Annotated in this window: 14 protein-coding genes; 10 read left to right on the top strand and 4 right to left on the bottom strand. The window is 47.8% G+C overall.

The features are described 5' to 3' along the window. Window positions 1-51 precede the first annotated feature (51 nt). Window positions 52-969, bottom strand: coding sequence for an EamA family transporter RarD (gene rarD, locus AACQ21_RS11850; protein WP_013855691.1), 918 nt, complete (start codon window positions 967-969; stop codon window positions 52-54). A gap of 251 nt (window positions 970-1220) precedes the next feature. Between rarD and recQ the strand changes: the two genes are divergently transcribed. The 3 genes from recQ to AACQ21_RS11835 all read left to right on the top strand — a co-directional run bounded on the left by recQ (window position 1221) and on the right by AACQ21_RS11835 (window position 3807). Next, on the top strand, window positions 1221-3059 hold the full coding sequence (gene recQ / locus AACQ21_RS11845; protein WP_105976519.1) for an ATP-dependent DNA helicase RecQ: 1839 nt from the start codon (window positions 1221-1223) through the stop codon (window positions 3057-3059). Then, window positions 3052-3354, top strand: coding sequence for a DUF3630 family protein (locus AACQ21_RS11840; protein ID WP_105976518.1), 303 nt, complete (start codon window positions 3052-3054; stop codon window positions 3352-3354). The genes recQ and AACQ21_RS11840 overlap by 8 nt, the downstream gene beginning before the upstream one ends. A gap of 90 nt (window positions 3355-3444) precedes the next feature. Then, a complete protein-coding gene (locus tag AACQ21_RS11835) occupies window positions 3445-3807 on the top strand; it encodes a hypothetical protein (RefSeq protein WP_181185529.1) in 363 nt (120 codons plus the stop codon). A gap of 5 nt (window positions 3808-3812) precedes the next feature. On the opposite strand, the gene AACQ21_RS11830 is transcribed toward AACQ21_RS11835, so the two are convergent. Further along, the gene (locus AACQ21_RS11830) at window positions 3813-4661 is read right to left on the bottom strand and encodes a MurR/RpiR family transcriptional regulator (protein ID WP_105976516.1); all 849 of its coding nucleotides are present in this window, start codon (window positions 4659-4661) and stop codon (window positions 3813-3815) included. Between the two features lie 241 nt (window positions 4662-4902). Here AACQ21_RS11830 and murQ point away from each other — a divergent pair, with 241 nt between their 5' ends. Both murQ and murP read left to right on the top strand, forming a co-directional pair. Continuing rightward, window positions 4903-5805 carry an N-acetylmuramic acid 6-phosphate etherase gene (gene murQ / locus AACQ21_RS11825; RefSeq protein ID WP_017045936.1) on the top strand — a complete coding sequence of 301 codons (903 nt, stop codon included), beginning with the start codon at window positions 4903-4905 and terminating at the stop codon, window positions 5803-5805. A gap of 29 nt (window positions 5806-5834) precedes the next feature. After that, complete coding sequence (gene murP / locus AACQ21_RS11820; RefSeq protein ID WP_088721413.1) at window positions 5835-7283, top strand: PTS N-acetylmuramic acid transporter subunit IIBC; 1449 nt, start codon at window positions 5835-5837, stop codon at window positions 7281-7283. Window positions 7284-7426: 143 nt separating this feature from the next. Here the strand turns inward: murP and AACQ21_RS11815 are convergent, their stop codons facing one another. Beyond that, on the bottom strand, window positions 7427-9259 hold the full coding sequence (locus AACQ21_RS11815) for an ABC transporter ATP-binding protein (protein ID WP_094127886.1): 1833 nt from the start codon (window positions 9257-9259) through the stop codon (window positions 7427-7429). A 143-nt stretch (window positions 9260-9402) separates the two neighbouring features. On the opposite strand from AACQ21_RS11815, the gene AACQ21_RS11810 reads away from it, so the two are divergent. The 4 genes from AACQ21_RS11810 (at window position 9403) to fhuB (ending at window position 15271) form a co-directional block, all read left to right on the top strand. Beyond that, window positions 9403-11499 (top strand): TonB-dependent siderophore receptor, encoded by a 2097-nt coding sequence (locus AACQ21_RS11810; RefSeq protein ID WP_094127883.1) that lies wholly within the window; start codon window positions 9403-9405, stop codon window positions 11497-11499. A gap of 105 nt (window positions 11500-11604) precedes the next feature. Further along, a complete protein-coding gene (locus AACQ21_RS11805) occupies window positions 11605-12390 on the top strand; it encodes an ABC transporter ATP-binding protein (protein ID WP_026028190.1) in 786 nt (261 codons plus the stop codon). Further along, complete coding sequence (locus AACQ21_RS11800) at window positions 12381-13307, top strand: iron-siderophore ABC transporter substrate-binding protein (RefSeq protein ID WP_094127880.1); 927 nt, start codon at window positions 12381-12383, stop codon at window positions 13305-13307. Before AACQ21_RS11805 ends, AACQ21_RS11800 begins: the two co-directional genes overlap by 10 nt. Further along, complete coding sequence (fhuB, locus tag AACQ21_RS11795) at window positions 13304-15271, top strand: Fe(3+)-hydroxamate ABC transporter permease FhuB (protein ID WP_094127877.1); 1968 nt, start codon at window positions 13304-13306, stop codon at window positions 15269-15271. The genes AACQ21_RS11800 and fhuB overlap by 4 nt, the downstream gene beginning before the upstream one ends. A gap of 66 nt (window positions 15272-15337) precedes the next feature. On the opposite strand, the gene AACQ21_RS11790 is transcribed toward fhuB, so the two are convergent. Continuing rightward, the gene (locus AACQ21_RS11790) at window positions 15338-15826 is read right to left on the bottom strand and encodes a TIGR00645 family protein (RefSeq protein WP_017045929.1); all 489 of its coding nucleotides are present in this window, start codon (window positions 15824-15826) and stop codon (window positions 15338-15340) included. Window positions 15827-16114: 288 nt separating this feature from the next. On the opposite strand from AACQ21_RS11790, the gene AACQ21_RS11785 reads away from it, so the two are divergent. Further along, window positions 16115-18913 carry a M16 family metallopeptidase gene (locus AACQ21_RS11785; protein ID WP_105976515.1) on the top strand — a complete coding sequence of 933 codons (2799 nt, stop codon included), beginning with the start codon at window positions 16115-16117 and terminating at the stop codon, window positions 18911-18913. The last annotated feature ends 181 nt before the right edge of the window (window positions 18914-19094 follow it).

Raw genomic sequence — 19094 nt, 5'->3', positions numbered from 1 at the left:
ATCACAGAGCCCTCGATCGCTTTGACGAACGAGGGGAATAAACAATCCTAATTAAACGGATGCTCGTTGAGCGCGTCGCGCGGTTCGGCCTGTTTTTAAACCATCAAAACTGAACAGCAACAATGCAGCCCAAATAAAGGCAAAAGTAATGGCTTTATCACTAGAGAAGGCTTCACCGTAAACCAAGACAGCGAGCAAAAACATCAAGCTTGGGCCGATGTATTGGAAGAAACCCAGCGTTGAAAGTTTTAAACGCGTTGCTGCTCCTGTGAAACAAAGCAAAGGCAAGGTCGTAATGACGCCAGCTGCGATCAGCAGTAGGTTGAGGTTAAGCGGATTGAGCGCCATATCTGAAGTTGGCGAGCTGGCGATAAACAACAGATAAATCAACGCCGCGGGCAACATCACCAAGGTTTCGATAAACAAACCTGTTTGTGCATCAACCGCCACTTTTTTACGCAGTAAGCCATACAAGCCAAAAGTGGTAGCCAAAGCGATGGCGACCACAGGAATCGAACCAAACACAATTAACTGAATGGCCACACCAATGGTGGCTAGCGCTACCGCGACCCACTGCAGTTTGCGTAATCGCTCACCAAGAAAAAGCATGCCGAGCACCACATTGAGCAGTGGGTTAATGTAATAACCTAAACTGGCATCTAACATATGATTAGCATTGATTGCCCAGATGAAAATTAACCAGTTCACCGCAACCAGACAAGCGGTGGTCATTAGATAGATCATCTTTGATTTATGAGTAATCACACTGCGTACACTACGCCAGTTGCGGCCAAAATGAAGTAGTGCTGCTAACAAGAAAAACGACCACACTACGCGGTGAGTGAGGATCTCAAGTGCAGGAACATTGTTGATTGCTTTAAAATAGATCGGTGCGATGCCCCACATAGTGTAAGCACCAATAGCGAGTAAAACGCCTTGTCTGGAGCGTTGTTGTTCTTCTGCGGTCATGATGAATTCTCAAAGGAGTGAAGTGCTGAGCCAGCGAAACGATTCGACAGTATATACTGTTCCTCAAGTAAGTTGCAGCTTTGTTAATCGACCGCCTACTCGGGAGTTTGAGTGGCGAATAATGGCCTAGAATCAGGTGATTCGCTTTACCGCTACATTTTGCGGTTTTATTCACCATCGAACCCCACTACAATAAGACGCTTTGCGGTATAGCGGTTGCTCTACCCCTTTTGTTCACCCTTGGAAATTTCATGACCGCAACGTTAATGGCTCAACAAACCGATCCTCAACCTGAGACACCGCACAGTATTTTACAGACTGTGTTCGGTTATCAGTCGTTTCGTGTCGGCCAGCAAGAGGTGATTGACGCTTCGTTAGCGGGGCAAGATAGCTTAGTTATCATGCCAACGGGTGGGGGGAAATCGCTCTGTTATCAGATCCCTGCGTTAGTCAAAGAGGGCATCACTTTAGTCATCTCGCCGCTCATTTCGTTGATGAAAGACCAAGTGGATCAGCTCAAAGCCAACGGTGTCGCGGCTGAGTGTATTAATTCAAGTATGTCACGTGAGATGCTGATGTCGGTGTATAACTGGATGAATGCGGGGCAACTGAAGTTGATTTACGCGTCGCCTGAGCGCGTTTTGATGCCCGATTTCATCGAACGCTTGCAGCAGTTGCCATTGGCGATGATTGCCGTGGATGAAGCACACTGTATTTCTCAATGGGGGCACGATTTTCGCCCTGAGTATGCGGCGTTAGGCCAACTTAAACAGCATTTTTCACACGTGCCTTTTATGGCACTGACGGCAACGGCCGATGACGCCACGCGCGTGGATATTTTGCACCGTTTGCAGTTGCAAGAACCGCATGTCTATCTGGGCAGCTTTGATCGCCCTAATATCCGCTATACCTTGGTCGAAAAGCACAAACCGGTTTCACAGGTGATCCGCTATCTTGATACGCAAAGAGGACATTGCGGTATCATTTACTGTGGCAGTCGCAAAAAAGTAGAAATGCTGACAGAAAAACTGTGCAACAACCATTTACGAGCAGCCAGTTACCATGCGGGTATGGACGCCGATGAGCGCGCTTATGTGCAAGAAGCATTTCAGCGTGATGACATTCAGATAGTGGTTGCTACCGTCGCATTTGGAATGGGGATTAATAAACCCAACGTGCGTTTTGTGGTGCATTTTGATATTCCGCGCAACATCGAATCTTACTATCAAGAGACCGGGCGCGCAGGGCGAGACGGTTTGCCAGCCGAAGCGATGATGCTCTATGATCCGGCCGACATCAGTTGGCTGCGTCGAATGTTAGATGAGAAGCCGGAAGGGCCACAAAAACAGGTGGAAAGCCATAAGTTGGGCGCGATGAGTGCTTTTGCTGAAGCACAAACTTGTCGCCGCCAAGTGTTGCTCAATTATTTTGGTGAATATCGAGACAAACCTTGCGGCAACTGCGATATCTGCCTTGATCCCCCCAAGCATTTCGATGCCACGCAAGAGGCGCAAAAAGCGTTATCGTGCGTTTATCGCGTCAACCAAAGTTTCGGTATTGGTTATGTGGTGGAAGTGATGCGCGGTATGCAAAATATCCGTATTCGTGAAAATGGCCACGACAAGCTCACTACTTACGGCATTGGTCGCGATCATAGCCATGATTATTGGGTGAGTATTTTCCGTCAGTTGATCCATAAAGGGTTGTTGCAGCAAAACATTACTCGCAATTCGACCTTGCAGTTGACGGAAGAGGCGCGACCGCTGTTGCGTGGAGAAATGCCATTAGAGTTAGCTATTCCACGCTTAGATACTGCTGCTCGTGCGGCGAAATCAGATAAGTTATCCAACAAAAACTACGACAAACCACTGTTTGCCAAATTGCGTAAATTGCGTAAATCGATTGCTGATGAAGATGGCCTGCCGCCTTACGTGGTCTTTAGTGATGCGACCTTAATTGATATGGCGGAAATATTGCCCACTTCGTACGGAGAAATGTTGGCCGTTAACGGCGTTGGGCAGCGCAAGCTTGAAAAATACGCCGACCCATTTTTAGACCTGATTCAGGAGCACTTAACCCACCATGGCTGAGTTCGGTTTAGCACACAATTTACAAGATGAAGGGCGACTCGTCCTGAGTACGCCGCGTTTTGATGTCGATACTTTTCCTGCACTAGGCGAGCGTTTGGTCAAGCAGCTTTCGGCTACAGTGATAGAAAAACAGTGGGATGCGGACATTCACTCATGGTTGATTGATTTTGAAGGTTGCTCACTTTTTCTCAAAGCCGAGCATTACAGCGAGTCGCTTTGGCTTGAAGCACTTGCCATCAAAGAGAGCCAAGAAGAGTTGGCGTTTCTCGCGCAATTATTAGCGCGAGGTTTCTAAGCGTGTAGATCAACTCTGCATATCCGCCTTTTGGTCCTTCATTATTAAGCTGCCATTGCTTATGATGAGGCAAACATCAAGGAGGCTGGCGTGAAATTTGAATCGATTCATCAAGAAGTTATCTCCGTTGAGCGTTTTACATGGCGCTGCTTACGCTATGCGGCGATCGCTGCGTTACTGCTGTTGGCTGGCCTCATTCCCGGAGTGGTGGGTTTTGTCTACCTAGCTGATCTCCCGGCGGCGCAAGCGTGGTTGAATGCGCTTTCGATGGTCAGTGGTCTCGAACTTCCCTACCCGATAATCAATCTGCATCTTGCGCCGAGCTTGCATCTCTTTTTAGCCTTTTACAGCTTATTTATTGAAACTGTCTTTTTCGTTTCATTGGCCACCCTATTTGCGCCGATCATTCATCGCGTTTTTCATCGCATGCACTGCATTGAAGAGAGCGATTAGTTCCGTTAAAAGATTTGACGAATATCAGATGAAATGTCTTGGATCAATTGACGCGCCGACTCGTCTCTTTGCTGTACAAGAGTAATAAACAACAGGTCGGTTAGAACGTTCTGCGCGGTGCGAGAGGCGATGGATGAGCTGCGATGTTCATTTTCATCGGCAATCGTATCAAAAGAGAGATCGGCTAATTCACGTAGTCGATTTTTCTTCGGAGAGGTGAGCGCGATAACGCTTGCTCCTTGCTGCTTGGCCGCTTCGGCGGCAATCAAAATCTCTTTTCTCTCTCCTGAAAATGAAATCACAATTTGAACATCTTGCGAACCCAGCGTGCGTGCGGTGGCGATTTGTACGTGGCTATCTTGTTCTGTGAGCGCTGTGATGCCTAATTTCAGGAGCTTAAAAGCCAAATCTTTTGCGGTGAGCGCAGAGCCGCCGATACCGATAATTTGCACGCGGTTGGCGAGGTTTATCCACTGTACCGCTTGGTTGAAGTGGGGAAATGAAAGCGCGTTGGTGGTGTGAAACATCGCTTCTGTTTTCGCTTGCACCAATTTTTGCGCGATCACCGCCAGTGGGTCGTCAGCCAGAATATTGCTGTGCAATGGCGTGGTCTGAAACGCCAATTTACGGCCAAGCTCTTCGGCCAGCGCTAACTTAAACTCACTGTAGCCCCTAAAGCCAATTTTCTGGGTAAATTTGACAATGCTCGATTGGCTGACTTTTGCGTGTTCGGCCAATGCTTGGCTGGTGGCGAGCGCGGCTTTTTCTGGATGAGCGATGATCCAATCGGCGATTTGTAATTCATTGCGAGAGAGTTGAGTGCGGCGGCTGACGATTTTATGCATCACAGACATGCGCGATCCTTGTATTTTTTAGAATAAATTATTCCAAATTTAAAATAACGAACATTAGTGTAGTGGCTTGTATTAACTGGCCTTTTGTTCGGAGGCTTAAAAGATATCGGTGCATTGTAGGCCATTATTCCATGTAATGACTGGTCAAAGAATAACCTTTGTTGTGATTTTTGTCACTAAAGTGGAATATTTTATTCCATAGAATCGCCCTCAGTTCCGAATTAAAACCGAGAAATAGACGATGAACCTAGACCTAACCCTGTTGGTTACCGAAAGCCGCAACCCTGCCAGTGCTGACATTGACACCCTTTCCACCTTAGAGATGCTGCAAGTCATTAACCATGAAGATCAACTGGTCGCGTTAGCGGTTGAAAAAACCTTACCGCAGATAGCGCAAGCGGTGGATGCCATTACCTTGGCATTTCAAGCGGGTGGACGTTTGATCTACATGGGAGCGGGAACCTCCGGTCGCTTGGGGATTTTAGATGCTAGCGAGTGCCCACCCACCTACGGCTCTGATCCTAAACAAGTGGTTGGGCTTATTGCGGGCGGACACCCAGCAATTCTTAAAGCGGTTGAAAATGCCGAAGACAATGTTGAGCTTGGGCAAAGCGATCTGAAAAATATTAATTTGACCCGCAACGATGTGGTGGTGGGTATCGCCGCCAGTGGTCGCACACCCTATGCGCTAGGCGGCATGGCTTACGCTAAATCACTGGGTGCAACGGTTGTGGCAGTAGTGTGCAACCCAGATTGCGCGATGCAGCACGCGGCTGACATTGCCATTGTGCCTGTGGTGGGCGCGGAAGTGGTCACGGGATCTTCACGTATGAAAGCGGGCACGGCGCAAAAACTGGTGCTTAACATGTTAACCAGCGGCGCGATGATTCGTTGCGGTAAAGTGTTTGGCAACCTTATGGTCGATGTCGAGGCAACCAATGCTAAGTTGATTCAGCGCCAAAATAACATTGTGGTCGAAGCGACAGGTTGCAGTAAAGAGGAAGCAGAACAAGCACTGAGCGCCTGCCATCGTCACTGTAAAACCGCCATTGTAATGATTCTTGCGGGGCTAAGCGCCGAGCAAGCGACGCAAAAACTGGCCAAGCATAATGGTTTTATTCGCGCGGCACTGAATGATCAATAACCCGACTGGATCTATCCAAGGATGTCCCAATGGCAAAAATAACCTCCAATATGATCGCCAAGCTGCTTAGTGCAGTCGGTGGTAGTGGCAATATCGGTAAGTGTGGTAACTGCATGACGCGCTTACGTTTAACATTAAATAATACGGCATTGGCCGATCAGGCTCTGCTGAAAACCCTTCCCGGCGTAATGGGCGTGGTGGAGAGTGACCAACAACTGCAGATCATTTTAGGCCCAGGCAAAGCGCAAACGGCGGCCGATATGATGAATGAGATGATCGCCAACGGTGACGGTGCTGAGACGGATGTGGCCGTAACTGCCGATCTATCCGCGATTGCTGCTGAGCAGAAAAAGCAGATGAAGAGCAAACAGACCAGCGGCGTACAACGTTTTTTAAGCAAATTTGCGACCATTTTTACGCCGCTGATCCCCGGTTTCATTGCTGCGGGTTTGTTGCTTGGTTTTGCCACTTTGCTGGAGCAAATGTTCGTTATCGATCAATCGCCTAGCCAGTTTATGCTCGATCTCATTACTTATATGAAAGTGTTTGGTAAAGGGCTATTTGCTTTCTTGAGTATTTTAATTGGTTATAACGCGCAGCAAGCTTTCGGTGGCTCGGGTGTTAATGGTGCCATTTTAGCTTCGCTGTTTGTGCTGGGGTATAACCCAGAGGCGACAACGGGTATCTACTCGGGTATGAGTGAATTCTTTGGCTTCGCCATTGACCCGCGCGGCAACATCATCGGGGTACTTTTAGCCTCTATTTTGGGCGCGCAAGTAGAACGTAAAGTGCGCCAATACATGCCTGATGATTTGGATATGATCTTAACCTCTGTGGTGACGTTACTCATCATGGGCGCGGTGACTTTCTTGGTGATCATGCCGATTGGTGGTGAGCTGTTTAAAGGCATGTCATGGTTGTTTTTGAACCTCAATGATAACCCGTTGGGCGCGGCGTTACTGTCGGGTTTGTTCTTAATTTCGGTGGTGTTTGGTATTCACCAAGGGTTTGTGCCAGTCTATTTTGCGCTGATGGATGTACAAGGGTTTAACTCTCTGTTTCCTATTTTGGCGATGGCGGGCGGCGGCCAAGTGGGCGCTTCGCTGGCACTCTATTTCAAAGCGAATAAGGATGCGTTGCTGCGCACGCAAGTGAAAGGGGCGATCATTCCCGGTATTTTGGGAATTGGCGAACCATTGATTTATGGCGTGACCTTGCCGCGGGTTAAACCGTTTGTCACCGCTTGCATTGGTGGGGCGGCGGGCGGTTTCTTTGTCGGCTTAGTTTCTTACCTTGGTTTGCCAGTAGGATTAAATACGGTGTTTGGCCCGTCAGGCATTGTCGCCATTCCATTGATGACTTCCGAGCAAGGAATTTTTGCTGGGATGATGGTGTTTGTTGGCGGTCTTTTAATTTCCTACACCGTTGGCTTTCTCGCGACCTACTTTTTTGGCTGCAAAGATGTCGATTTAAGCTAATTCACCCCCCCCCTATGTATGGTATGCAAAATACCCAAACTCGGTCAAGTGAGGGTATTGGGTGAAATAGCGCGGCCTTTAGCACATCTTCTTTCTCTGTTGGATGTGTCTAAAGGCCTTTTATTTGGCCTAAAGAGCATCCACTACGCAAGTTCGCCTATAAACCCACCCGTTTGATGCGCCCATAGCTGAGCATAAACGCCTTGTTGTTGCAGCAACTCTTGGTGTGAGCCTTGTTCAATGATTCGTCCTTCATCCAGCACAATTAAGCGATCCATGGCGGCAATGGTTGATAAACGGTGCGCAATGGCGATCACGGTTTTGTTTTCCATCAGCGTTTCAAAATTTTCTTGAATAGCCGCTTCTACTTCTGAATCTAGGGCCGAGGTGGCTTCATCCATGATCAGAATCGGCGCATTTTTTAATAGCACTCTGGCAATCGCAATGCGTTGGCGTTGGCCGCCAGAGAGTTTGACACCGCGTTCTCCCACTTGAACATCGTAGCCAAGGTTGCCATTCTCATCCTGCAACTGCGCGATAAAATCATGAGCATGCGCTTGACGGCTTGCTTCTATCAGCGCTTCTTCCCCGGCATCTGGGTTGCCATAGAGAATGTTGTCGCGGATTGAGCGGTGCAACAGCGAAGTATCTTGCGTGATCATACCAATGTGTTGGCGCAGTGAATCTTGGCTGACCTGCGAAATATCTTGCCCATCAATGCAGATTTTGCCGCCATTCAAATCGTAAAATCGCAGCAGCAAGTTAACCAGTGTTGATTTACCCGCGCCCGAACGACCCACTAACCCCACTTTTTCGCCCGCTTTTAACTCAAAGTTAAGCGCCTCAAACACAGTGTTCTCTTGTCCATAGTGAAAGTGAACGTTATGGAAGCTGATTTGCCCTTGCGTTACTTGCAGCGGCGGCGCATTGGCTACATCCGTTATGGTCACTGGTTGCGACAAGGTATTCATTCCATCCACCACAGTACCTATATTTTCAAATAGTGCGCTCACTTCCCACATGATCCATTTCGACATGCCTTGTACGCGCAGCGCAATGCTAATCGCAATCGCAATGACACCGACAGTCACTGAGGCATCGAGCCACAAATTGATTGATAAAGCGGCGATAGAAAACAGCAGTAAATAGTTGATGGCGTCAACACTCCACAACAGGCACGTCACCATGCGCATCTGTTGGTACACGGTGTTCAAAAACCGTTTCATGCTGCTTTTGGCGTACTGCATTTCTCGTTGCGAATGGGAAAACAGTTTCACGGTGGCAATGTTGGTGTAACTGTCGACTATGCTGCCCGTCATAGTTGAGCGAGCATCGGCTTGATCGGTCGCCACTTTTTTCATCTTGGGAATGAAATACAATTGAATGATGATGTAGGCCACGAGCCAAATCAGAATCGGGATCATCAAGATGCGGTCAGATTCGCCCATCATCCAAATCATCGAGACGAAGTAGACCGCGATGTAAACCAGTACATCGACCAGTTTCATTACTGTTTCTCGCACGGCGAGGGAGCTTTGCATCACTTTGGTGGCAATTCGCCCCGCGAAATCGCGTTGGAAAAAACTGACGCTCTGTTTGAGTAAGTAGCGGTGGATCATCCAACGCATCGACATCGGGTAATTACCCAGTAGCGTTTGGTGCATGATCATGGAGTGGAAGAAAGCCAGCAGCGGCATAATGACCACCACCAGCGCGGCCATTACCCACAAGCGGTCACTCTGATCAGCCCAGAATGTGGCACGTTGTTGGCTGCCAAGCATATCAACCAATTCACCCATATAGCGAATGAGGGTGACTTCGGCAATCGCCACACAAGCACTGAGCAGTGACATGACCAATAACGGTACTTCAAAACCCCGCGTGTAATGACGGCAGAAGGCTAATAAGGAGTTAGGCGGTTGTTGCGGCTCTTCTTTAGGAAACGCCGTCGTGAGATTTTCAAACCATTGAAACATAGGTGATCAACTTATGGTGATGTGCGAGTGAGATTCATTCTTATTTTTATCTGTTAAATATTGAATTTATCAGTAAAATGACAGGCAATAATAATGATAATAAAAACGTTTCTCAAACTAATTAAAGCAGGAGGTATCCTTTAATGGATCTCATTCGCCCAAGCTTGCTGGGGACAGCAATTCACAACATATTAAAAATCAGCGCATTACCTTGTCTGTTCATGGTTTCGGCTACGGCACAAGCTGAGCAAACACCGCCACCAGTTTTAGACACGATCGTGGTGACGGCATCGGCATTGAAAGTCGATACCCCGACACAAGAAACTGCAAAGTCGGTCACTGTCATTGAACGTGATGAACTGGACCAGCATAACGTACAAAAACTGGATGAAGCATTGCGCTATACGCCGGGATACACCTCACCTTATGGCGCGGATAACGACGCCGAATGGATGTTTGTGCGTGGTTTTGAACCGAGTGTCTATCTCGATGGTAACCGTCTTTATAAAGAAGGTTTCTTTGCTTGGACGGTTGAACCCTTTGGTTTAGAGCAAGTTGAATTGGTGAAAGGCCCATCTTCTGTGCTGTATGGTGAGTCCATGCCGGGCGGTATTGCCAACGTGGTGCAGAAAAAGCCGACTGATGGCGCGCAGCATTCCGTATCTCTGTCGGTGGGGAATAAAAATTACCAGCAGTTGGGTGTCGATATTGCCGATTGGGCCAACCAAGATGGCAGCCAGCGCTACCGCCTCGTGGCGATGGTTAATCAAAAAGAGGGTGAACTGGATGGCATTGAGAGCCAGCGCGTTTATGTTGCGCCAAGCTACGCTATCGATTTATCAGATCAAACCACGCTAACGCTGATGGCCACTTTCTTGAAAGATAACGGCGTGCCACAAAACGGTTTCTTCCCAAGCGATGGCACATTAGTGGCGCTGCCCAATGGCGAGACGATTGCGCCTAACCGCAACTTTGGCGAGCCGGATCACGATGATTTCGATAAAACACAACTGTCGTTCGGCTACCAACTCTCTCATCAACTGAACGACACTTGGAGCCTCAAGCAAAACTTCAACTACGCCTATGTTGATCTGTACCTACGAAGCTCTTCGGCCTATCAAAATGCTTGGCAAGACAGCGACCCATACACATTGGCACGTTATACCTTGATCAATGATGGCGATGCACACAGCGTAACCTTAGATAACAACGCCCAAGCACAATGGCAAAGTAGCCAATTTGAACATCGCTTACTGACCGGGTTTGACATTCAGTATCACCAAAATAAATGGCTGGGTAATGGCACTGGTTCACAGGTGGGCGTGATCAACAGCCTTAATCCGACCTACGGCAATGTGCCTGATCTCTCAAGCAGCTTGTATGACAATGAGATTGTCAAACAGCAACTGGGTGTGTACGCGCAATATCAAACGAAATGGCAACAGAAATGGGTGCTGAATTTAGGTGGCCGCTACGACAAAATTGATGTTGAAAGCAAAGGTTTGAATAAAGATGAGCTTGATGATGGCCAACTGTCATTAAACAGCGGTTTGATCTATTTAGCCGATAACGGTTTGTCACCTTATGTGAGCTACTCAGAATCTTTCTATGTGATCAGCAGCTTAGATTTCACCACCAACAAACTCTACAAACCCGTTGAGAGCAACCAAACCGAGGTGGGTGTGAAATACATGCCAAGCTGGCTCGATGGCTATGTCAATCTGGCGTGGTTTGATATCGACCAGAAAAACGCAACCGCCTCTACCGTCGGCAGCAATGGCGCGTTAACCACCAGTCAATCGGGCACAAAAACCAATACGCAAGGGTTCGAAGTGGAAGCTCGCATGGCTGTGACAGAGAATCTGATGCTGAATGCCAGCTACACCTATCTCGATGCTCATACGGGTGAAGGAACGAGCCAGAAGCGCAAGTCGATGATTCCGCGCCACTTAGCGACAGGTTGGGCGAGCTATGATTTTGCAGGCCTTGGGATTGAGGGGCTGACGTTGGGCTCTGGCGTGCGTTATACCGGAACGTCTGTGGATGCCTCGCTCGATAAAAAGGTGCCTGCTTATATGCTGTGGGATGCAATGGCAAGCTACGCCATCAATACACAGTGGGATGTGCAGGTTAACCTCAATAATATTTTGGATGACGAGTCCCTTGCTGGTTGTGATTTCGGAACCTGCTATTACGGCGAATCACGTCGTATGGTGGCAAGCGTGAATTACCGCTGGTAAGCCAGCATGAACTCACCTTCGCTGAAGGTGAGTTTGACGGTTTTTGAACATTCCCGCGCCGGCGGGGATGTGTGTTTTAGGTGGTTCGATTTTTGGGGGAGAGTGATGTTTACCTTATCAAATGTTCAAGTGGTACGCGGTGGACGAAGCATTTTATCCATTGAATCACTGAATATTCCCACCACAGAGTTAACTGTGGTACTCGGCCATAATGGCTCTGGTAAATCCACGCTGGTGAGTTTGATTTCTGGTCAGCAAGCACCTGACCGTGGCGACGTGTTACTTAACCAGCAGCCGATTGCCGAGCTCAGCGCCAGAGCGCTGGCTAAAGCGGTGGCGTTTTTACCACAAAAATTGCCAACTTCAGCGGGGTTAACGGTACGAGAGTTAGTGCGCCTTGGGCGTTTTCCGTGGCGTGGTCCTTTTGGTCGCTGGCAAAATCAGGATGAAGTGATCATCGATCAAGCGATCGCCCAAACTGGCGTCACTGAATTTGCCTATACCTTGGCAGATGAATTGTCTGGCGGTGAAAGGCAACGCGCTTGGGTGGCGATGCTGTTGGCGCAGCAGTCTCCGGTGCTGATTTTAGATGAGCCAACCTCGGCGTTAGATGTGCAGCACCAATATCAGTTAATGGCTCTGCTTGCGCAATTAAACCAAACACAAGGCTGCGGAATTATCGTTATTTTGCATGATCTGAACCTTGCGCTGCGTTACGCGACCCACATTGTCGCGCTCAAGCAGGGCAAGGTTGCTTTTGAAGGCGATGCCTCTTTATTGGCCGATGAAGCACGTTTATCGGCGCTTTATCAAACGCCGATCCAACTGCTGGATCACCCAATGTCCAATTCAGATTCTCACACGCATAAGGTCGCGATTGTATGTGCTTAAACCTTGTAAAGCGCTGGCTGATTGCTGGCTTACTCTCTGTTTTTTCGAGTGTCGCTTTTAGCGCGCCATTGACCGTACACGACAGCCGCGGAGAGCAAACTCTACAGCAGCTGCCACAACGTGTGGTGGTGCTCAATTGGGATTTACTTGAGCAAGTGATTGAACTGGGTATCACACCGGTTGGCGCGCCAGAGCTTGCCAGTTATCAAGATTGGGTTGTCAAACCGCAAGTGCCGCAAGGGGTAGAAGATATCGGCACGCGCGTTGAACCTAATTTGGAAAAAATTGCTGCACTGCAACCAGATCTCATTCTCGCCGCTGCGCCGCAGCAAGATTTAATCACACCGTTAGAGCGCATTGCTCCGGTGCTCTATTTCTCTAATTTTCAAGCCAGTGATGACAGTGGCGCAGTCGCGATTGACCATTTTCGCCAATTAGCGCAGCTCTTTGGCAAGCAAGCGTTCGCCGAGCAAAAACTGACCACAATGACGGAACGTTTTGCGCAGTTAAGAGCACAAATTGACATCGCATTTTCTCATCAAACACCCGCAGTGGTGGCGATGCGTTTTGCTAATCCAACCTCGGTGTTCCTTTACGGTGAAAACTCCACCACTCATTATGTGTTAAAGCAATTGGGCTTGCATGAAGCGTTGCCTCAGCCCGCCAAAGAGTGGGGGATTGTGCAACATCGGTTAACGGATCTGCAGTATGTTGAGCAAGGTTATGTGCTCTATTTTTTGCCATTTGCCCAGCAAGCACAGCTAAAAAAATCAATGCTTTGGCAAGCGATGCCGTTTGTGCGTCAAGCGCGAGTGAACTCGGTTGAGAGTGTCTGGAACTACGGCGGCGCGATGTCACTACAATACATTGCAGAAGCGCTGACACGCAGTTTGCTTGAGGTTGCGCCTAAGTCATGAACGGAAAAGTGTTTCTCGCACTGAGTAGTGCGCTGCTGCTTGCGGCGATGCTCAGTGTGCAAATTGGCAATGGCGTTGATCTAGTCACGCAATGGCAACTGTTGTGCGCGCAACGTGAAGCGAGCTCTTTTGCTGAGTTCAATTTCCTATATGGTCAATTGCCCCGTTTGGTGATGACGCTGCTGGTGGGCGCGATGTTGGGTTTGGTCGGCAGTGTGATGCAACAACTGACGCAGAATAATCTCACTTCACCATTGACGCTGGGCACCTCATCTGGAGCTTGGCTGGCGCTGATTATTCTCAACATTGGTTTTCCAAGCCTAGTTGCCAGTTACAGCGCGTTGGCGGCAATGAGTGGTGCTTTGCTCGCATTTGCGTTGATCGTGGTGATTGCGGGTGTGCGTAACATGACGGGCTTGCCGTTGATTGTGGCAGGCATGGTGGTGAACCTGCTACTTGGCGCGATTGCGACGGCACTGATTCTACTCAATGAACAATACGCCAAAAACGTCTTCATGTGGGGCGCGGGCGATCTGGCGCAAAATGGCTGGGATTGGGTGCAGTGGTTGCTGCCGCGGTTATCGGTCTCCTTATTGATTTTACTGTTTGCGCCAAGGGTTCTGACGTTATTGCGTTTAGGTCATCAAGGTGCTGCGGCTCGTGGTCTGCCTGTCATTCCTGCATTTTTAATCTTAATGGTGCTCGGGATTTGGTTGGTTTCAGCCTCGATTACCGCGGTGGGCGTCATCAGTTTTATCGGGCTACTCACACCAAACATCGCCCGTGCTATGGGGGCAAGAACGCCCAAACAAGAGCTCTATTCGAGCTTACTGCTTGGCGCGTTACTGCTTTTATTAACCGATATGCTCGCAATGTGGTTGAGCCTATGGACTACGCAAGTCATCGCCAGCGGTATCACAGCCGCGGCGATTGGCGCGCCCGCATTGATCTGGTTTAGTCGCCGTCAGCTCAAGGCGCAAGATACATTGACTATCTCACTGCCTCAGTCGCGCGCATCATTAAGCCGTGTCGCACTATTGGGGTTGTTGCTAATGATGCTGGCAGCACTTGGGTTGCATACGTTGTTTCAAATGAACGAACTCAGTTGGCAATTGGCGCTGCCAAGCAGCTATCAGTGGTCATTACGCTGGCCGCGCATGCTCACCGCATTGTGTGCCGGTATTGGTCTTGCACTAGCAGGTAGCATTTTGCAACGTTTGATATACAACCCGTTAGCCAGCCCAGATATTTTAGGGGTCTCGTCAGGGGCGACGTTTGCGTTGGTGTTTGCCAATCTCTTTTTAGGTCAAAGCTTGTTAGCCGCTCATTGGGTGACAGCATTGTTGGGTAGTTTGCTGGTGTTGGCGGCATTAGTTGTGCTGGGTAAGCGCCATCAATACGCCGCGTCGAGTTTGATTTTAACCGGGATAGCCATCACCGCATTGCTTGAATCCTTAGTGCAATTTTGCTTGGCTAAAGGGTCAGAAGACAGTTATCGAATTTTACAGTGGTTGGCAGGCTCAACCTATCGCGTTACGCCTGACCAAGCGCTGTTGCTGGCCGTTTTGGTGCTGTTGCTGGCCGCGGCCACCATCGCGCTGTCGCGTTGGCTGACTTTAATCTCCATTGGTCGTCGTTTTGCCAGTGCGCGCGGCGTTAATGCGCAAAGCACCAGTTTGATTTTATTGACCATTGTGGCGCTGTTATGTGCGCTGGTGACGGCGACGATGGGGCCAGTGTCGTTTGTGGGTTTGATTGCGCCACACATGGCGATGATGCTAGGCGCGCAGCAAAGTAAAACCCAACTGCTGGTGGCAAGTTTAGTCGGTGCATCATTAATGTTGTGGGCGGATTGGCTCGGACAGGTGATCGTTTATCCGATGCAAATTGCGGCTGGCACGCTGGTGGCGATTCTCGGTGGGAGCTATTTCTTGCTGTTACTGTTGGTCAACCGTTCAAAATAAGCTCAGTCTATTTATCATTGGCATCGATAGTGTTAACGAATAGCCCTGTGTATACAGGGCTTGCGGCTATTTTTTGGTGATTTTATCTAAATAACCCATCGCAAAGGCCGATAAGACAAAGGTAATGTGCAGCAGTAAGTACCACTTGATTTTTTCACTGTCGATATTTTCAGTGTTCATGAAGACTTTCAGCAAATGAATTGAGGAGATGGCGACAATCGATGCCGAAACCTTATTTTTCAACGATCCTGTGTCTAATTTTCCGAGCCAGCCGAGCTTATCATCCTCTTCGGCGATATCAATTTTAGAGACAAAATTCTCATAGCCTGAAAACATCACCATCACAATCAACCCACCAACCAATGAAATATCAATCAAAGAAAGTGTCACTAAAATCAGGCTGACTTCATCGGTGCTCAAGATGTTAGGTAACAGATGAAACACTTCTTGGAAAAATTTAATGCCTAATGCCAGCAGCACTAAACTTAACCCCAAATAGATAGGGGCCATAATCCAGCGCGCTGAATAGAGTAGTTTTTCGACGATATTTTCCATAATTATTCCGTTTATGATCTCCACGAAGTATGTGGAATAAGGGGTGATAATACTGTGTTTTCTTGTGATTTGGCTACGTTATTGCACAAAGTTTTTGTAGAGCAATATAAGCCAGCTAAGCTGATATTCAAGGGGGCGTGGTGCGCGTTTGATCACTATGGCATGATGTTGAAAATATTGTACGGTTTTGTATGGAATTGTCTTGATGTATTTATAAGTTCAATAAATGGGTGATAATAAGCGCTCAATTCGAATGAGTGTCGTCCCATACATACTGAGAATCTTAATTTGCGTAATATTCTATTTTTTCACCCATTGAGCTTATTATTGCTGCTTGTCATATCGGCCAGTTCGCTATCGACGGAGTTACCTAAAAGTCATCGCATTCACGAAGGTCAGCTTGAAAACGGCTTAAGGTACCAATTAGTCCATAACACGACACCTGCTCATGCTGTCATTATGCGTATGCGCATTGCGGGTGGTTCTTTAGTCGAGTCAGATCAAGAACAAGGCTTGATGCATCTTTTAGAACACATGGCGTTTAAAGGTTCGGACTCTGTAGCCGAAGGGGAGATGATTCGCCAACTTGAACGCTTAGGATTAAGTTTTGGATCCGATACCAATGCGGTGACTCAATTCAATCAAACCGTGTATGAGTTCAATATTGCTCAAGGAGACTCACAAAAAGTAGCAACTGGTTTGTGGCTTATGAGAGAGATTGCGGATCGCCTTAAGCTTGAGCCAAAGGCGTTGGAGCAAGAAAAACCGGTTGTTGTGGCGGAATGGAAAGAGAGAAATTCCGCTGATGTTGAGAATTATCGTCAACAGCTGAGCTTCTTATATCCGAGGAGCCCTTTGTCAAAACGTTTGCCAATTGGTGATCTCGATGTAGTAAAACATGCTAGCTCAGAGCAGTTACGTTCACTCTATCAACGCTTTTATACGCCAGAACGTACCACGATCATTGTGGTGGGAGACCTTGATGTTGCTCAGGCCGAAGAGCAGATCAAACGACTTTTTTCTAACTGGGTACCTCACCGGGATGCGGTACCGCTACGGGCTGACCATTTGATGTTGCCTGCAGTAAGGACGCACTTGCAAGCCGATGTTTTCTTTGATGCTCGCTTACCGACCCAAATTTCGCTTGGTGTGATTGCACCACAAGAGCGACAAGCAGATAGCGTTGAAAGTCGCCATGAAATGATCCTTGAATCAATATTGTCGAACTTACTCTACCAACGGTTACTTCCCCATCTGATAGACCAAGAGGGGATAACGAATGCTTTTGTTCATATTGAACAAGATTTCGGTATCGCATCACGGATGGAATTGTCACTGGTAACCTTGCCCGAGCAGTGGCAGCATGGGCTGACATTACTTGAACAGACGGTGCGACAAGCGATTCGATACGGCTTTAATCAGAACGAAATTGATCAAGCGATCAAGGCAATGCATGCTGATTATCAGCAAAGAGAAGCAAGTAGCGATACCTTGCATAGTTTTTCGATTGCGCAAGGCCTAGTGACAAGTGATGCTCAGCAATTTGTCCCGATTGAACCGACGTTCGCGCTTGCTCTTTTTGAAGCTTATCAACCTCAAATCACCGCAGCTCGATTGCACGACCTGCTTACAGAGCGTTGGCAAGGTAAGCCGTGGATTTATCTTTCTGGGCCATACAAGGTTGAGAAAATCAATCAAACGCTACTCGATGTATATGAACAAAGCCAAAAGCAGCCAGTAGAACCTTATCAATTTCTATCAGTGGACGCTTTTGCCTACCGTGAATTTGGTGAGGCGGGCACGCTCGTTCACGACAAGCGAGATCCCGAAACAGGGATTCGGATGTTGAAATTTGCCAATGGCGTTAAGCTCAACATCAAGCCAACCGAGTTAGAGAAAAACGTCATCTACCTCAATCTTGCATTAGGTTTTGGCGAATATCCGTTACCTAGAAAAGAGGGCATTCAGGCACTGTTTAATGATGGCTTTGTTGCTGGTGGGTTAGAGCAGCATTCGTTTCAGCAGTTAATTCATCTCTTTTCTGCTGCCAATGTGACGACGGGGTTCAATGTCGGAACGCTTGGTTTTGCGAGTCAGGATTTCACCAATCAAGCGTCGCTTGACCAACAGTTAGCACTGCAAACGGCATTTTTAACGAGCCCGGGCTGGCGAGAAGAGGGGATGAACCAATTTCGTCAACGAGTACTGGCAGCGAGTAACAGCCAGAACACGACGCCAGAAGAGGCATTTTGGACGGTGTTACCTGAATTATTGCACCCTGACGACCCACGATTTCGTAGCCATGACGAGGAACTGTTAAAGCGTCATTTTTCAGAATTAGTTCCAGTGTTTGCCTCGGCGGTAGATAAAGGCCTTTTAGAAATTGCCATTGTGGGTGATCTTGACGAAGAGAAAACGATTCGATCGGTTGCTAAAACACTGGGCGCTTTGCCGCGTCATCCAGAAAAAGAGCTGCAAGTTGAGCGCGTTGAGTTTCCACCAGTGCCTGCATCACATATTGTTGAGCATCAAGGTTCAGCCAATGCCGCGGCATTGGCTTGGCTGTGGCCAACGACTGATAAGGTGAATGCCGAACACTACGCAAAACTGATGCTGCTTGAAGAGGTTCTCAGTATTTTGTTGACGGAAGAAGTGAGAGAAAAGGCTGGCGCGAGTTACTCACCTTACCCATTTAGCAGCAATGATTTTCTTCCCACAGGATTTGGTTATTTGGGGCTGTTCAGTGTGACAGACACAACGCAACTTAAATTAGTGGAAGAGAGTTTTGATGCGGTATTGTCTCGAGTGAAAGCTGATCATGGCATCGATGCTGATATGTTGCAACGAGCGAAACAACCGCTTCTACAATGGTTAGATAGCCTGCCAGAAAAGAATGTATTTTGGCTTGATGTCGCATCGCTAACTCAAACTTATCCGCATCGCTATAGTCGTTGGCAGGAGGTTCGTCATTCCATCAATCAGGTGAGTATGAATGATCTGCGTCATGTTGCTAATCAATATTTACAAGCAGACAAACGACTGAGCGTTAAGATATTACCCAGCACTACTTCTGCAATCTCAAAATAAAATGAGCCTCCTATCGGGGGCTCATTTTTATGATGAAACTTATCACTTTGTTATATTTTTCTTGGATTAATGTCACTTATTTAAATATGGATAATATAATGTTCATGTTTAAATTTAATTAGAATAAAAACTCAAATTTATCATGTCTTTAATTTATTTAAAAATATTATCAATATAATTT

Origin of the sequence: Vibrio sp. V01_P9A10T6, assembly GCF_963877065.1 — a bacterium.
GTDB classification, from domain to species: Bacteria; Pseudomonadota; Gammaproteobacteria; order Enterobacterales; family Vibrionaceae; genus Vibrio; species Vibrio anguillarum.
The sequence above is the reverse complement of the archived record's forward strand: the minus strand, read 5'-3'. Positions and strand labels throughout refer to the sequence as shown.

What these genes read in the sequence shown, in the direction of transcription:
- AACQ21_RS11790 (WP_017045929.1), bottom strand. Translation starts at nt 15,826, where the DNA reads ATGGAAAATATCGTCGAAAAACTACTCTATTCAGCGCGCTGGATTATG.
- recQ (WP_105976519.1), top strand. Translation starts at nt 1,221, where the DNA reads ATGACCGCAACGTTAATGGCTCAACAAACCGATCCTCAACCTGAGACA.
- AACQ21_RS11840 (WP_105976518.1), top strand. Translation starts at nt 3,052, where the DNA reads ATGGCTGAGTTCGGTTTAGCACACAATTTACAAGATGAAGGGCGACTC.
- murP (WP_088721413.1), top strand. Translation starts at nt 5,835, where the DNA reads ATGGCAAAAATAACCTCCAATATGATCGCCAAGCTGCTTAGTGCAGTC.
- rarD (WP_013855691.1), bottom strand. Translation starts at nt 969, where the DNA reads ATGACCGCAGAAGAACAACAACGCTCCAGACAAGGCGTTTTACTCGCT.
- AACQ21_RS11830 (WP_105976516.1), bottom strand. Translation starts at nt 4,661, where the DNA reads ATGTCTGTGATGCATAAAATCGTCAGCCGCCGCACTCAACTCTCTCGC.
- AACQ21_RS11810 (WP_094127883.1), top strand. Translation starts at nt 9,403, where the DNA reads ATGGATCTCATTCGCCCAAGCTTGCTGGGGACAGCAATTCACAACATA.
- AACQ21_RS11805 (WP_026028190.1), top strand. Translation starts at nt 11,605, where the DNA reads ATGTTTACCTTATCAAATGTTCAAGTGGTACGCGGTGGACGAAGCATT.
- murQ (WP_017045936.1), top strand. Translation starts at nt 4,903, where the DNA reads ATGAACCTAGACCTAACCCTGTTGGTTACCGAAAGCCGCAACCCTGCC.
- fhuB (WP_094127877.1), top strand. Translation starts at nt 13,304, where the DNA reads ATGAACGGAAAAGTGTTTCTCGCACTGAGTAGTGCGCTGCTGCTTGCG.
- AACQ21_RS11815 (WP_094127886.1), bottom strand. Translation starts at nt 9,259, where the DNA reads ATGTTTCAATGGTTTGAAAATCTCACGACGGCGTTTCCTAAAGAAGAG.
- AACQ21_RS11800 (WP_094127880.1), top strand. Translation starts at nt 12,381, where the DNA reads ATGTGCTTAAACCTTGTAAAGCGCTGGCTGATTGCTGGCTTACTCTCT.